This is a genomic window from Rhodococcus sp. LB1, assembly GCF_001583455.1.
In the GTDB taxonomy this organism is placed as follows: Bacteria; Actinomycetota; Actinomycetes; order Mycobacteriales; family Mycobacteriaceae; genus Rhodococcus_F; species Rhodococcus_F opacus.
In genome coordinates this window covers 36361-52234 of record NZ_LTCZ01000200.1, presented here as the reverse complement: position 1 = coordinate 52234, position 15874 = coordinate 36361, and the positions used below count along the sequence as shown (strand labels likewise).

The window sequence follows — 15874 nt, the reverse complement described above, 5'->3', positions numbered from 1 at the left end:
CAGGTATTGATCATTTCTCGCGCATCACTGCCCAACACGTGTCCTCCGAGGGGCGTTGCGAGGAATGCGGCGCCCTAGTCACGGCAGCTAAGCCTCTGTGCCCCCGAGCTGCGGCCGCGCTCCGCGAGCTAGCGCGGCGCGATGGAACTGCAGACACATCGTCGAGAACGATTCGCTTTTCGGTCGCGACGTTGCTGCGTTCGGCGAGCGCACACCGACCAACCCCTGAGGGGCGTTGCTTCCGGTGCGGCTTCGTCTACACCGCCAAATGCCAAGACTGCCCGCAGCTGCGGAGTATCCGCCGCGAGTTGGAAGCACGCGGAATGATCCCGTTGACCGCACCCGAGCCGGGTGTGGGCACGTGCGCGGGCAAGTCCGCTTCCTGGGAACTGACGGGGCAGAACTTGGCATCGTGGCAGCGTGCGATCGATTCGTGCCACGAATGCCCGATCCTCACCCAGTGCCGCACCACGCTGCGCAATCGAATCGCTGGGGGTGAACCGCCGCAGGATCAGATCGTGGCGGGCGCCGCGTTCGACTACTACGGCAATCATGTACCCGCCGATCGGCTCCGGACGTATGCAGTCCTGCGTTCGAGGACTCCCCGAGGTCCCGCCAACCACGTCGCCGCTGGTGGTGATGCCGCATGACCGCCCGCCGATCAGCCCCGACGGTCTTGCCCTGCTCGATTGACCCGCAGTCGTGGGACATCGATGAGGGTTCGTACCGCGCCGGCCGCGACGCGCAGCGGGAATGCTTCCAGTGCCCGCGGCTCGCCGCGTGCCGCGCCGAAGTCGCAAAGATGATCGCCGCGGGAGATCCGCCGCAGTCGATGATCTGGGCCGGTGTCGCGTATCGGCACGACGGAACGGCCGTCGCCACTGATCGTGAGCTGCGGGTGTATTACAACCGCGTCGAAGGGCAACGGGCAATCGAGCGGGGGTCGGCGGCATGATCAGTCTTTCCGACCGTGTCCTGCTCATGGCGACCGGCGAGATCGAGTGCCCCGGTACCGAAGGCCCCGGGTCTCTGCGTTGGGGATGGCTCGCTGATCTCTACTCCCACCCAGTGTGGGGTCTGGTCACTATTCCGGGCTTCTCCACGGCCGTGGGACATACCGTCGCCACGTTGTGCCGCGATATGCCGACCGGCACGGTCGACCCCCTCGCTGCCAGGTGGGATGCGGTGGACCGGCTCGCTGCGATCGGCGCCAGCCGCGCTCAGTACGCTGCCCTCTATGCCTGGTCCGCGATCGCTGACTCCTCAGTTGACGCCCACGACTACCTGGGCGGCCATCAGTTCAGTGGTGCGGAAGCTGTCGCCGCCGCGTTCTGGGCGCACCTAGCCGCGAAACCGGCGCCGGTCGCCGAGACGTGCGTCGCCGCGGCCATCGAGGCCTGGGCGTCATGGCTGCACTGCCCCTCGACGAGAGGGGCAATCGCATGACGGGCCTCACCGCCACCGACCACGACGGGCGCACGTGGGAACTCATCGCGATTGAGAGCGTCATCTGCGCGCTACTCGTCGCCGACGCGCGCACGCCGACCGTGATGTCCGCCGCACACCTCATCGAGACACACGGCCCAATCCGACTCTCACCGAGCGTGTCTCGCCTCAGCCTGGGAGCACGCGACGCGCTCGTCGACGTCGTCGACCTCGTCGCATCAGAGCCCGAGACAGCCACGATTGAGCAGATCCGCGAGGTCGCCGCCGCGGCACACCGATTACTCGGTGTGCAGCCGGCACCGCGGTCGGCGTAACCGAGGCGGCTGCGGCCACAACCAACCCTTCACCGATCCCTTTCAGCGGACACGCGCGAACCTCCACGGTTCGCGGTGACCGCGCTAGTTGATCGGCACCCACCCACGCCCAAAGCGAGGCGATGCCCCTGACCGCGTAACCATCGCGCTACCCCGATAACCCAAATTTTAAAGCGCAGACCTCAGAAACACGAAAAACCCCTTGGTGGGGGGTGGTTTCAGATTCACGAACCGCTCCGCGACATGTTGTTGAGGAGGACTTGCCGGTCCTCCTCAACCAAGAGGGTGAAGGCCTTGCCGAGCCGTCACATTCTCTGAGGGTGAGTGCCGGAAGTTACCCGCTTCCGACACTCGTACTGCATTCCCCGAAGGGACTTACCTGTGGAAGGTACGTCTGATGCTAACGCATGCGCTGAATCAGCAACTACACAACCCGTTTCGCCCACCAACATCCGGTCAACCGTCAACGGCGGTACGCACATTCCGCAGTCGGCAGAAGTCGACACCTGGGAAGCGTCCGTCCACGCCGCCACCCAAGCCATCAACAACCTCCACGAGTACAACCGCGACACCGGGCAACGCGGCCGATCCTTCACCCTCCCGATCACACCCGGATGCGAAGCCACCATCCCCGTATGGTCCGGGCGCAGCGAATGGTTACGCCAACTCCGCCACCACATCACCCACACCCCCACCGGCCAAGCCGCACTCACCACCCACAGCATCGGCATCGAACGCCTGATGGCCGTCGCCACAGCCCACGCCCGATTCGCGGACTCCACCACCGGCCGCGGTGTCACCGCGTCCCGGAATCTCATTGCACACCACGCCGTAGTCTCACTCTCCGTCGTCAACCGCGCCCGCCGCGTCCTCAAAACCCTCCAGATGGGTGTCGAAGTCGAACGTGGCCGAACCCTGCGCACCCGTGAATACATGGCCGCCGAACTCCACCACGGTGGCCAACAACACCAAGCCGCATCCGTCTGGGCACTCAGCTCCCCGAAACACATCGTCGACGCCACTCCCCCACCCCCACAACGACCACCGCGTTCGCGCCGCACCCGCGCCGCCCGACGTCTCGCACGCCACCGCACCCGGCCCCAGCAATCCACCACCGCGGCCAGCACAGCTCATCCCCAGGCCACCGGTGCTGACACCCTATCCCCCGGTACTTACGTTCCTTCACATACTCTTTCGTTACGAAGTACTCACCAACGCGCACACGCGCGGCCTACCACATCCATCCCACAACCCCGCCCCCTCCACCTCCAACGAGCCGCCGCCACCCTCATCGCCCGCTCCCCCGTTCTCGCCCGCGGCCATATCGGCAACATCTGCGACACCATCCAGGCCGCCGGCATCGACACCACCCGCTGGACCGGCGATGACATCGCACAGACCCTCGACCGCGACACCACCCAACGCGGGTGGACCTGGCCTACCGCAGACCGGATCAGCTCACCGGTCGCCCTCCTCCGCTGGCGCCTGACCCACATCGACTGGACCGGCCCCTCCCCTAGCCAGCACCGCACCGCAGCCAACGCCCGGCGCCGCCGCGAACAACACGCCCGCCGCACCGCGATCCACCATCGCAACGCCATGCAAGCAACCCCGGAGCAGCGGGAATCCGCCCTCGCACAGATCCGCCGGACCCTGCGTCACACCACACATCGTCGAGTCGATCTCCGATGAGCCATCCAGAGGGACGTTCACCAGTTTCGCGGGTAGCCCTCCACCATCATCGAGCCGCCGCACCTCGGGTGACCGACCGAGTCCTACTGCTGTGGAACAACACCGGATGCGACATGGGGAACATCTCGATCGCAGTTGCGGCAGCGGACCGCTGCCACGGTGGGGCGAGTTCCCGGAAGCCGGGCGAGTCTCACGGCGTCCGCCCACCATTGGAGCGCGTCAGCGAGGTGCCGCTCAGTGTCGATACGGTGTCAGCCATGACGGACTGGGTGCAGGAAGCGCAAGACCTCACCGACCAGGTGCTGCGGCCCGCTGCGGCAGAGGTCGACAGGTCGGGGAAGATCCCGCTATCGCACTTCGAAGCCTTACGCGACCGGGGCTTCTACGGCCTCGCCTTCGCGACCAAAGATCCCGTTAACACCCTCGCCGACGTCGGCGAAATACTCATCAGCGGCTGCCTGGCGACCGCATTCGTCTGGGCACAACACCACGGCACCCTCCTCCGAATGATGATGTCGAGGAACAACACCCTCAAAGCCCGCTATCTCGCCGACCTGCGCAGCGGCGCCGTCACCGCCGGGGTCTCCGGCAGCGGCTACGCGAACCCGGACAACCCCGTCATCGTCGCGACCGAAACAGACGATGGATACACCATTACCGGGCAGGCACCGTTCGTGACCGGATGGGGCCTAGTCGACGTCCTCGGTGTCACCGCATACGACACCCGAGCACAGAAAACCGTCACCTTCCTCATGGACGCAACCGACGGTCGAGGTGCCCACGCGAAACGAATCTGCCTGTCCGCGGCCGACGCATCCAACACCGTCGAACTGACCTTCAACGGATACGAAGTCCCCCACGCCTCGGTCATCCACGTCCGAAAGGCTCGTCGCGGCGGACTCAGCATCGCGGACCGCGCCATTCTCCGGATCAACGGCTCCCTCGCCCTCGGCGTGGCACGAGCGTGCCTGACCGAAGCCGACCGCATCGGACACCCCTGCCCGCAACTGTGGGAAACACACACCACGATCCGCACAGCACTCGACAACGCGGCCACAGGCGACGGAGACATCTACAACGCCCGCGCCCAGGCCAGCCAATTCGCCGGCACCGCCGCCACCTACGTCGCCACCGCCGCGGGGAGCCGATCGGTCACACGCGGTGAGCCCACCGAGCGGTTGGTCCGGGAAGCCGCCTTCAGTGCCGTCTGCACCACCACCCCGGAAATCAAGTCCCGCATCCTGACCGCACGCCACCCCTAGTGGAACCGCCGGACCGAGACGCATGACGGCGATCCCAGACCCCGACTTCCCGCACCCTCAGTCCCATCGCAAGCCTCCCCGTCTCACTCCACCGGAACCGGCGATCAGGCGGAGCGACCCACCCCTCTGATCAGTCAGAACAACGCCCGAACCAGAAGAATCGTCCGCCAGGTCGCCGCCCACCGTGATGCACGGTGCATCACCCAACCCCGCCGTGAGTCCCACCTACCCCGGGGCGACCACTTCGCGGTAAGGCGACTTGGCGAATCTCGGCCAGTTACCCTTGCGCCCTCGAACCATGTGTGCAGCACCGCGCTCAGGGATGGTTCGAGAGCGGCTCAGCTAGGCGACTCGCAGCGGAGGCAGGAGTCAGCAAAAACCCGGCGGGTCGTATCCCGGAATGCCAAGTCTCGAGCCGACGGGATACGGCCCGCACCCTCCACGTTAAACCGCCTCCGGAGTGACCTCAATGGCCAGTTGGGGGCGGCTTTTTGTCGTTTAGGGGGACCTTCACCGCACCCGGCGGCGTGGCCTCGAAGGAGGACCGGCGATCGTCGGCGGGATTCGGGCGGACCTCCCGACAACAGGAACCCGACAGCACCTGTAGCTATCAGCTACACTTGTAGCAACTAGCTACAACACCCGGGGGTGAAGTGATGCAAAGTACCGCGGACAAGGTCACCCGCCTGGCAGCGGACCTGGTGGCCAGCGCCATGGCCGAGGGAGAACGGCAACACCGCACCGGACGCCAGCAACTCGAACACTGGGCCCGGGTGGGACGTGCGGTCTCGAGCCGGCAGACCGCGGCCCGGCGCCGAGTAGAAGACGCCCTCGCCGGCCGGTTGCCGATCGGTGAACTCGGACCCGAAGAAGGCACAGTGTTCAACGCCGAGATCAACGCGGCGATCGAGGAACAACTGGCCACCACCGATTACGGTGCCGCGCTCGCGGTCCAGGGCATCACCACGGTCGCGCTGTCCGAGGACGGTCAGATCATCGAGTACCGTCCCGACGGCACGCGCACAGTCCTGCCCGAGTGAAACGACTCGACCTGGTGGTCGGTTGCAACGGCGCCGGCAAGTCCACCTTCGTGGCCTTCACCCTCGCTCCACTACTGCCGGCCAACCCGTTCGTCAATGCCGACGAGATCGCCAAACAACGGTGGCCGGCGAATCCGGTCGCACACTCCTATGAGGCGGCGGAGATCGCCGCGAAGACCCGGGCACACCTGCTGACCCTGGGGAAATCGTTTATCGCCGAGACGGTGTTCTCCCATCCGTCGAAGCTGGAGCTGATCGACGAAGCACGCACACACGACTACACCGTCATCTTGCATGTGGTGATGATTCCCGAGGAGCTAGCGGTCCAGCGTGTGCGCTACCGGGTGCAAGCCGGCGGACACGAAGTGCCCGAAGACAAGATCCGCCAGCGATACCAGAGAATATGGGGTCTGCTCGCTAAGGCGTTCCCACGGTGCGATCACGTGACCGTGTACGACAACAGCTCGAGCACCGGCCCGCGCATCGTCGCCCAGTTCACCGACGGACACCTCGTCGGCGAAGCCACCTGGCCCGCATGGACACCCGTAGAACTGACCTCGCACACCAGCCGCGGCGAGCAACCATAGGCGCAGTCAACAGCCTGGCGGATCCGAACACCCAGAACATGAGGAACCAACAGGCACGGCCACCGACCACGACGCACCGAAAGTCACCGACTCCGACGAGACGGACACCTCCCTCGAACAGCTCACCGCCAACAGGAAAAACACCCGGTCCCCGTCGTGGACGTCAAGGACACCGACACCGCGCTGGAATGGGGTCTGGTCGTCGAAACCAGCTAGACGACCCGGTCCCCCGCGTTGGCGGATTCACCCCACCAGTGGCCGGCCGGTCCTCAGGATTGATAGCCGACCGACCTGTGTTGCTGGATGTGATTGGCGGAGACGCGCACGGCCGCGGACATGCAATGGCCGCAGACGCAGTCGCAACTATCGACAAAGTCTGCGAGCATAACCAGAGAGGCTGTTGGTTGGAAGCCGCGCCAAGCGGGTCTCGGGTCGCGGTCTTGCTGGACATGAGACGGTCGCGCGCTACCGACGTTTGGTGGTGGTCGGTGCAGATCATTACTGGTGGGTGCAGAGCGTCATGAGGCGCGTTTTCATGCGGGTCTCAATGCGACTGGCATGCCCGGATACGACCACGCTCCAAGCGTCGGTACCGCCACCACCATCCACGCGGCCACGCTCCATTCACCGCGCGGGCCCACGCCCACCCGCGCTCCATCCACCATCCAACCGAGGAAGACTTTGGTCAGAGTGATATGACCGGGGCCTTCTTGATGGGTGACGAGATTCAACGACCACCGAGCCCGCGTGTCTACCGCAGTTTCAGGCAAGTTGCGCTACCACTGTCGAAATGACGGAGATCTATGAGGCTGGACTACAGCGGGGCCGCCAGATCGGCGAGCGGCGATCTGCCGCCGACGGGACATGTGCTCGCGAGACGATCAATTCGGCGATTCTTGACGGGGTTGTCGGCGGTTGACGTTCCCCGTGCAAGCTCGAACTAGGACCGGAGGACCTTGTCGGTGCCCCACGCAAGAATCTGACCATGACATCTGAAGCGTCTGTCTCGGCCTAGAATCGGACCAAAGCGAAAGTGAGTGCTGTGCGTAGGTGCATCCCGATCGTAGATCTACTGTTGGGCGGTGTGGTGCTGACCGCTTCCGCAATTCTGTCCACATCGTTCGCAGTCCGCGATGGACAGGCCTCGGAGCGTTGGATATTCACTGCAATGACGGTCGTCTCGGTACTGGCACTCGGCGGTGCTGTGGTGTTCTCCGAGAACGTGTGGGTTCGACGATCGTCAGTAGCAGCACTCGGTCTGATCGGAACACTCGGCGCGATCGCCAATAACTTGCTGCTGGAGCCGCGAGAGGACCTCGCCTCCCCGCACCCTGATGTCGTAGGTTGGATGATGTTCGGAACGATCGCGCTGGCTGGTCCGGCGACGGCCCAATTGGTCTCGCTGGTCTATCGCGCCACCAGTGAATCCACCACCGACCGAAACGGCACCACCCTTTCCGAGGGCGCGCCCTCCCGGTGAGCCACCGACTATCCTCGTTCGCACACGAGCGGTGGGCTGGTTGGTCGATGGCTCGTCTGCGACCGATACCGACTTCCTCATCGATCCGTACACTTCAGCCCAGGAGACAACGCTTAGTTTGCATCACCACGGCGGAGATCGAGTCTCGCATCGTCTACCGCACCCAATTCCTAGATGGACCTCCATGCCGAGTCACATGATCCGGCACCCACACTCCGACCGGGTCAGACCTTCCCGACAGTCGAAGCACGCTGCCTATGCACTGTCAGTCTCAACGCCGGCGCCTACTCCCCGACCCGCTAGTGACGTCACTCGCCACCTTCGGGTTGTGACCTGTACGACCGGAGGTTACCGACGGGCCGCTCGGTGTGCGTGCAGTAGTGGCGAGGCGTCACACAAAACCCTGGAAATGATGTCCTAGATCTACTCCCCGGCCAACCGCTTCTCCGATTGCCCGCAGCTGCGGGATCGCGCCGACACCATCGAGTTTGCGGATCTGTTCCTGTTCGCGAACAGATGTGATGCCAGCGCGGTGTAGGGCTTCGCTGGATAGATCTGCGTCGTACCGCAGGTAGGTGAACAAACTTTCTCCAGCTACACTGGCACAATTGAGCCTGTCACCCACCTCGCTATCTATCGGGCGACCAGTGAGGCACCGGCCTAGGGATCGGCAGATGAGGTCTTGGCCGACCGCGGCGCCACGCATCAACACTGCGGGAAGGTTTTTGGCGTTGAAAAGTAGGTGGACATTCTTTGCGCGAAGTCCAGTGTGGACTGCAGCGGCCGATCCGGTGCCGACTGACACGATCAGCATATTCTGTTGTCCAACTGGCCATTGCAATCCGTACTCCGGAAGGGTGGCCATTAAGAACATTAGTAGTGCCGGGTTGTTGAACGGCGTCAGGCCCCCGTCTTGGAACACGAAGTCATCTGTGCCGATCCGCAAACTTTCCGGCGAAAAATACACTGGTGCAGCAGCACTTCCGCGGATCAGCTTCGTGAGCGGGAGATCGAGATTTCGGTCGGGCGCTGGCTTGAGGTATCGCTCGGCGCGATTGTACCGCGCCTTGGAGCAGTTACTCAGTGGCCACGCCGAATCGGAGACAGTGTTATGGAGGACCACCAGCAATAGTGATCGGAACTCTGGGTCGCCCAGTGTGAGGCCAGCACCGAAGAAGTCGTCGAGTTCACTCGTCAGCCTGCTGTCGCGATAGATCGAGCGAAGCCACATCGGAAACAGCCTTCGCTTGAATACCTTTGAGCCGAGAGTTTCGTACTTATCTTGTATTTCGCTGACCGACTTGCCGCGCGCGAGCGCAGCGGCGATGATCGCACCCGTACTGGTGCCGCCGATGTAGTCGAAGTAGTCACTGAGCACGAGATTGCAACCCCGATGCTGACGAAGCTTAGTTTCGATACTTCTCAGTATCTCGAGGGTGAGTGTGCCGCGGATGCCGCCGCCGTCGAGGGCAAGAAGCCTCTTTGGACCGGGCATGGTCTGCCTAGCTTCGTAGCGGCGGGCCGTCGGATCGACGACTCGGACGCGGGGGTCAGGTCCGGTATACCCGAGTCGGTGGACAAAATCACGTGTGCCACCGCGGCCATCTCCGTGCTGGCCATCCCACACCAGAAGCGCGTGTGGCCGCGGATCGAGCATACGTGCCCGTTCAATGATCCGAATGTTGGTTGCGGCGTAAACGTCGTAGCCTTGTGGAATCCCGCCGAAGTTGACAACTTCGACATCAGCGCGTGCCAGAAGCGACCTGAACCGTTGTTGCCATTGGGTGTCAGGAATCGTGACGGAGTGTTGCTCAAATTCAGTCGCAGGTAGGGCGAGGCAGAGCACCAGATGAGCCCCGCGGGCGAGTCCTGCTTCCGCGGCAATGATGTCCGTGCCCCGCGCACCGCCAGTGATCACGGTGGTCGACGGCCCCACGCCCCACATTTCGAATGTGTCATCGACCTCAGCTGCGACTCGCTCAACCTCTTGAGGCGGAAATCGCGGTCGGGACCGATCTGGGGTGTCTACCATGTGGCCGCTGACAACTACCACAGTTGGCATGTCAGGCATCACGGTCCGTACTCATCGACGCGCCCGGATCCGCCGCGTGCTTGGCTACTGATGGTGGTCTGTCCATCGGTGTGGGTGGGGATATCAGTTCCACAAGTCGGTCGAGAACGGAGTTCAGCTCCGCACGAATCTCGGGATCGACTTGTTGAGCGGTATCGATCTGCAGATCGCCGATCGTCGCCTCCAATTGCCAAGCTCCGGGTCCGTCTGCTTCGAACTGCGACGTCAGCTTTCGTGCCCCGATGAGATCGCCATTAAAGAACGCGATACCCAACATCGCGGACTTGGTCCACTCGTCCTCTGCGCCCAATTTATCTGCGCGCCTGCATGCTTCGGTCGTGATTATTGCTGCTTCCTCGGCGCGTTTCAGATCGCCCTGCAGACCGCGCTCACGATATAGGCGTGGAAGATTGGATGCAGGGTAATAGTTGTTCAGGTCGAGCAACATGCCGTTTTCGTAACTATCAATAGCCTTGGCGAGATAGTGACGCCGATGCTTGGGTGTAACTGCTGCCCGCAAGAGCTGCTTGTATCGGCCGCCCAGGAGGCCGTAACGTTCCGAAGTGGCGCCGTGCGTGGAGATGAACTGCTCAATGGCGGCCGCGGCGGCCGACACATCGCCCTTTTTCGCAAGCGCAAGTGCGCGTTGCTCAGCGACTATCGGATGGTGGATAAGGCGAGCGGGCAAGTTCCTGATGTAATTCAGTTCAAATGCCCAGTCTTTTCGCTCCTGTGCGGTCTCACACAGCAGCCTCAACAGTTGGAGGGCAACAGCGTCGCGCACGGCTGGTTCGTAACCGTATCGCTCCGCGACTGCGCGTGCCGCCGCGGCACGATCCGGCGCCGGAAGGCTGCGGACCTCCCGCACGTCGGCATCGAAGGCGAACAGCTGATCGACTGTGGCACGAAAGGCGGACATCTGGCTTAGATTGATGTGGTCAGGATAGCCGGTGACTGCGTCGAACACGGGGGACGTACTGTCAACGAAGCGCTTGAGTTCCTTAATCAGCTTGGTCCGGGCTTCGTTGGCGACATGCTCGGGGATGGACCCGTCGGTGAGCGGGAAACGCAACTGAGTCATTTGTGCGAGGTCAAACATCGGCCTAGCCCAATCCGCCGCGAGGAGAACGCAACCGCGCTGCTGTGCTGCATGTCGCACACCCACCTCGTAGTAGACGTTGGCATTCGGAAGAGTGAGGTCAGCGACAACCAGATCGGCTATCGTGAGCCGCTGAATCATCTCGGTGATAATCAGTGCCCCCAGGTCGCGGTCCGCCCTTACCGCCTCGTAACCGATCTCTCCAAGTACCGGCAGATACACCCTCTCCCACAGTGCGTCGAAGTCCACTGAGCCGGGGACGTGCAGTTCGGCCCGATCAACTGACTTCACTCCGAAGGGCATCACCATGAACGCGATTGGTTTCGGCATCACCGACGCCTTTCAGGATTCCGCCACGGCTACCCGTAATTCTTCATCCAATCCTATATTCCAGAGTAGTTGGGGCGGCGGGCAAATGCCACTGGTCGACCCTCGTCCTACATCCCGTGCCGGGACTTACCCTCAAGGTGCTCTGGCGGACTGTCTTGCGCGCCTTGCGAACCATCTATGGTCTGTCTGCGCCCCCGGATACGAGTAGTCCCGTCGGAGTCATCATTCGTCGGGCGGGATTGGTAGACCGCGACAAACCTCTGCATAGTCAATGCTCGGAGAGACCCATTCGTCCCACTGCTGGCGGCTCATATTGCTATTGAGCTTCCCACACAGAGCTCCATTGACATCTGATGGTGTCGCCCAGAATCGCAGGAGTCCGTCCCAACTCGCAGAAACAATCTGTCGATCGTCGGGGCTAAACGAGACACTTCGGACCAAACCTTGAGCGCCCACAAACGGCTGACCCACCGCCTCGTAGGTGTCGGCATCCCAGAGCCGCACTTCATTGTCACTCCCCGATGCAATCCATCGGCCGTCGTGTGCGAAGGCGACGCTCCACACCATATTGTTATCACCTTCGATTTCAGCGACCTTCTGCTGGCTGTCTGCATCCCACACGCGGAGTGCTGAGTCATAGCTCCCGGAGACAATGCGATGGCCGTCGGGACTGAAAGCGACGCCATACACCTCATACATCCCTGACTCAGTCATTGGATTGCCGAATGAGGATAGGTTGTTTGCACTCCACATTTTGATAGAGAAATCCCAGCTGCCGGAAACTATCTGTTGGCCGTTCGGACTGAATGCAACACTCCTGACTACCCCCGCATGTCCGTATATCGCACCGATCGGCCGGCCGGTTACCTCCCACAGACGTATTGCGCCGTCGCTGCCGCCCGACACGATCCGGGAACCGTCGTCATTGAACGCGACACTTTGCACCCAGTGCGGTTCGGTGGGCGGCGGCGGTGGGCGCGTCGGCGGTGCGCCAACTGGGGGGACCATCGGCAACACCACTGCTTGGCGGGTAGTCACGTCCCACAACCTCACTGCACCATCTTTTCCGGCGGAGACGAGACGCTTCCCATCCGGGCTGTAAGAGACGCTGAGTACTGCGTTCTCGCCACCACTCGGATCCCCGAATGGTGAACCAATCGGTTTGGTGGACTTCGCATCCCACGTTCGCACCGTGCCGTCCTCGCCGGCCGAAGCGACTTGCTGACCATCCGGACCGTAGGCGACAGCGTGGATCGAGCCCTGGCTCGTCTGGATCGGTGTGGCGGCGATCGGGTCCCATATGTGCACCGTACCGTCCCTACTGCCTGACACGATCTGGCGGCTGTTCGGGCTGAACGCGACGCCCATCACCGCACCACTGTTGATGATTGTCGGATCCCCAATCTCTTGGCGCGTTGCTAGGTCCCATATCTGAACTGCGCTGGCGCCACCGCCGGAGATGATTTGGCTTCCATCGGGGCTGAACGCGATGCTGTTCAGCACGCCGCCTACCGTTGCAAACGTCTGGTCCACTGGAAGGCCGTTCGCATCCCATATCCGAATAGTGCCGTCGAGGTCGCCGGAGGCGATGCGATCACCGGCAGGGTTGTACGCGACGCTCAACACCTTCGTGCCGGTCCGTGCCTCACCGACCTGCCGACCGCTGGTGTCCCAGACCCGAAGATTGCCGTCTTCATCACCGGAAGCGATGCGATCACCGGCGGGGTTGAATGCGACGCTTCGGACAATTCCTCCGCCGTCCCTGATCGGTTCGATAGCCGGTCGGCCGCTCGACGTCTCCCACAGCCGAATTGTGGAATCCTCTCCGCCGGAGACAATGAGCCGACTGTCACTGCTGACATCGACGCTATGTACCGCCTCATCGTGCTTCATCGGCGCCCCGATCGGATCGCCAGTCTTGGCATCCCACAGCCGCACGTTCCGGTCCCCGCCGCCGGTTACAATCCACTTGCCGTTCGGGCTAAATGCAATGCCGCGCACCGGGTACTTCTCGTGGTGCAGCTCACCTACCTGCTGACCGCTGCCAGCATTCCAGAGGTACACAGTGGCGTTGTCGCTGCCCGAGGCGATCTGTTGACTATCGGGGCTTACAGCCACTGCATCAACGGGTGAAGGAGTCTCGATGACCCGGACTTGGTCACGCCGTCCATTCACCAGGTCATATGCTGCGCCGTCGATCCGAGCATTCACAAGAGCATCGCCATCTGCCTTCTCTCGCAGCTCCGTGGCTGCGAGAACTTGTTGCAGTGCCTGAACATCACTTCCCGACCGATCACCGGCGACAATCTGCTCGGCCTCGGAAATCAACCGCAGAGCGGTTGCCTGGTTTGTGCGCTCCTCAGCTTGGTTCCTCGCCTGTACAGCGCCTACCAACCCATACACGGCGACCAACGCAATTACCGCTGTGACCGCCAGTACAATTCTCAACGCTCGTGATCGCTTACGGAGAACCACCGCGTGGCGTTGCGCCTCGGTGGCGAGGGCTTTGGCGGCATGCTCCCGGTCCCGCGCGGCCTGCAGCTCCATCTCTTGTCGACGTTTTTCCTCTTTTTGCCGCGCATCTTCACGCTGTCGCGACGCGCTAAGGTACTCGCGCGTCGATCTCAATCTGTCCTCGAAACCCACATGAGTTGCGAGTCTCTCGAATTCGCTAAGACGTTCCCCTTCGAGTAGCCACGCATCATGGCGATGGTTCGTTCGCCAGTCCGCGGCGGCACGCTCGAGGATGTCAGCGTCCTTTAGGTTCCGGCTTTCGGTTTGTAGCCATTCGGCAAGTTCACGCCATTGACGAAGCAAACTTTCCAAGGCGACCTCGAACACAGGCTGTCCGTCGCGAATATCCCTGACCAGCAACCGTTTCTCGACGAACGCGTCGATCAGCGTGGAGCTAGCCGGCGGCAGGTCGGACCCGCGGGCGAGGCGTCTCATCGGCTGGTCGTTGTCTGGGTTGATTGTGGCCAGCCACGGGATGAACGCATCGTGCAAGGTGTCGAGTTGAGCCTTCCGGGCAGCAGGGTCGGGATTGAGCAGGAGGTCGATCTCGGTCTGCACCACTCGTGGCATTCCACCCATCGTCTCGTACTCGGCCACGGTCAGATTCCCGTCATCGCCGAAGTCACAGTAGAGACGCTGCAAGGTGAGGGCCAGCAGCGGCAGGGTGTCCGCCCCCTCGGAACTGTCTTTCAGCAGGCGGTCGACCAGCGCTGGTTCGATTGTCAATCTTCGTCCGGCCTCGGTCGCGCGCCGGGCCGGGCCGGTGATGACCTCCTTGAACTCGGCCGGTGGCATCGACTTGAGTTCGTCGAACACCACACTTTGTACCGCGGCCAACTCCGGTGCTGTTTGTAGCGGCTCGTAGCGGTCGGCGCGGATGGTAACCGCAACAATCAACCCGGGGGCAGCCTCGGCGTCTTGGCGTAATAGTGCTGCCAGGATCTGCAGGAATCGTGGGGCCTGCGGTCCCGAATCGGCGCTAAAGAGTTCCTCACCCTGGTCGAGCGGCAAGATCAGCGTCGGCGCCGGTGCTTCCGGGGGCGCATCGAGCAGACGGGCGCGTGCCGCCTGTCGGGCTTCGGCGAACCACGCAAGCAGCCGGTCGACGTCGGATTCGAGGCAGGCAGCCTTGATCTCCCCCAATTGCGGCTGTAACAGCCCCAGGCCGGCGCGAAGACTATAGAGGGAATGGGCGAGCCCGAGCTCACCGGTGAGTACGGCCCGTTCGGGGCGCACGATGTTCAGCGGCAAGAACGCGCGGTCGTCGCGACGCAGCCGCGGTAGCAAACCGGCCCGCAGAAACGACGACTTTCCAGTTCCCGAGGGGCCTAGAATTACCAGCAACGACTCCACACCGGAAACGCGCATACCCCGCACCGCATCCAATCCGCGCAGAATCTGACCGTCCCTCCCGAAAAAGACCGCAGCATCGGCCTCATCTAGTGGTTCCCAACCCCGGTACGGAGCCCGTTCCGGGTCCGCCGGCGGCGGCCACGGAAAATACTCTGCTCCGATCCCCAACGCACGCAGCCCGTCAAGCAACCGGTGCAGACCATCGACCGTGAGTACCACCGGGTCCCCACCATCAACGACAATCTCGATGGTGGGGCCATCGCCGAACAGGTCGCAACGCTGCCAGTCGCCGGTGATACCAGTGTCCGGAACCGGCTCGAGCCGGGCGCATACGATCGCCTTGTTCAACGCGTCCGCGTACCGGAACTCGTACGTGCATTCACGCGAGGAGTGCCAGCTCGCGGAGAGCAGGCATATCACCGCCTCGCAGCGGTTGCTCGCCCGCTGCAACGCCTGCTTCCAACGCTCACCCGGCCGGATCCCGGTGTGCGGATCCAAATCCAGAAAGATCTCGCCAGCCAAACCCGGTTCCTGCTCGATCAGCCACCTTTTCACCGCGATAGCGGCTCGCGAATCCCGGCTCGAATGACTCAGAAAGACGCGCGACATACCATCACCCGCCAAACCCAAATGAGGCTACAACTTCCTGCGGGATCAACTGTCTCGGCGAGCCGACCACGATTGAC

At 62.8% G+C, this 15874-nt stretch carries 12 protein-coding genes; 9 read left to right on the top strand and 3 right to left on the bottom strand.

Going from position 1 to position 15874, the window contains the following annotated elements; genetic code table 11:
• Positions 1-323 precede the first annotated feature (323 nt).
• The 9 genes from AZG88_RS25125 (at position 324) to AZG88_RS25085 (ending at position 7821) form a co-directional block, all read left to right on the top strand.
• On the top strand, positions 324-650 hold the full coding sequence (locus tag AZG88_RS25125; protein WP_061699538.1) for a hypothetical protein: 327 nt from the start codon (positions 324-326) through the stop codon (positions 648-650).
• Positions 647-955, top strand: a complete 309-nt coding sequence (locus AZG88_RS25120) for a hypothetical protein (protein WP_061699537.1) — start codon at positions 647-649, stop codon at positions 953-955. Before AZG88_RS25125 ends, AZG88_RS25120 begins: the two co-directional genes overlap by 4 nt.
• The gene (locus tag AZG88_RS25115) at positions 952-1446 is read left to right on the top strand and encodes a hypothetical protein (RefSeq protein WP_061699536.1); all 495 of its coding nucleotides are present in this window, start codon (positions 952-954) and stop codon (positions 1444-1446) included. The genes AZG88_RS25120 and AZG88_RS25115 overlap by 4 nt, the downstream gene beginning before the upstream one ends.
• A complete protein-coding gene (locus AZG88_RS25110; RefSeq protein ID WP_061699535.1) occupies positions 1443-1760 on the top strand; it encodes a hypothetical protein in 318 nt (105 codons plus the stop codon). The genes AZG88_RS25115 and AZG88_RS25110 overlap by 4 nt, the downstream gene beginning before the upstream one ends.
• 381 nt (positions 1761-2141) lie before the next feature.
• Complete coding sequence (locus AZG88_RS25105; protein ID WP_061699534.1) at positions 2142-3452, top strand: hypothetical protein; 1311 nt, start codon at positions 2142-2144, stop codon at positions 3450-3452.
• A gap of 257 nt (positions 3453-3709) precedes the next feature.
• A complete protein-coding gene (locus AZG88_RS25100; RefSeq protein ID WP_061699541.1) occupies positions 3710-4714 on the top strand; it encodes an acyl-CoA dehydrogenase family protein in 1005 nt (334 codons plus the stop codon).
• A 656-nt stretch (positions 4715-5370) separates the two neighbouring features.
• A complete protein-coding gene (locus AZG88_RS25095; RefSeq protein WP_061699533.1) occupies positions 5371-5754 on the top strand; it encodes a TA system antitoxin ParD family protein in 384 nt (127 codons plus the stop codon).
• Positions 5751-6341, top strand: a complete 591-nt coding sequence (locus AZG88_RS25090; RefSeq protein ID WP_061699532.1) for a zeta toxin family protein — start codon at positions 5751-5753, stop codon at positions 6339-6341. Before AZG88_RS25095 ends, AZG88_RS25090 begins: the two co-directional genes overlap by 4 nt.
• Positions 6342-7425: 1084 nt before the next feature.
• Positions 7426-7821, top strand: coding sequence for a hypothetical protein (locus AZG88_RS25085; RefSeq protein WP_156517610.1), 396 nt, complete (start codon positions 7426-7428; stop codon positions 7819-7821).
• Between the two features lie 391 nt (positions 7822-8212).
• Here AZG88_RS25085 and AZG88_RS25080 read toward each other — a convergent pair whose 3' ends face one another.
• The 3 genes from AZG88_RS25080 to AZG88_RS25065 all read right to left on the bottom strand — a co-directional run bounded on the left by AZG88_RS25080 (position 8213) and on the right by AZG88_RS25065 (position 15797).
• Complete coding sequence (locus AZG88_RS25080; RefSeq protein ID WP_231914187.1) at positions 8213-9766, bottom strand: patatin-like phospholipase family protein; 1554 nt, start codon at positions 9764-9766, stop codon at positions 8213-8215.
• Between the two features lie 118 nt (positions 9767-9884).
• Positions 9885-11321 (bottom strand): tetratricopeptide repeat-containing protein, encoded by a 1437-nt coding sequence (locus AZG88_RS25070; RefSeq protein WP_061699528.1) that lies wholly within the window; start codon positions 11319-11321, stop codon positions 9885-9887.
• Between the two features lie 222 nt (positions 11322-11543).
• The gene (locus AZG88_RS25065; protein ID WP_061699527.1) at positions 11544-15797 is read right to left on the bottom strand and encodes an nSTAND1 domain-containing NTPase; all 4254 of its coding nucleotides are present in this window, start codon (positions 15795-15797) and stop codon (positions 11544-11546) included.
• Between the last annotated feature and the right edge of the window lie 77 nt (positions 15798-15874).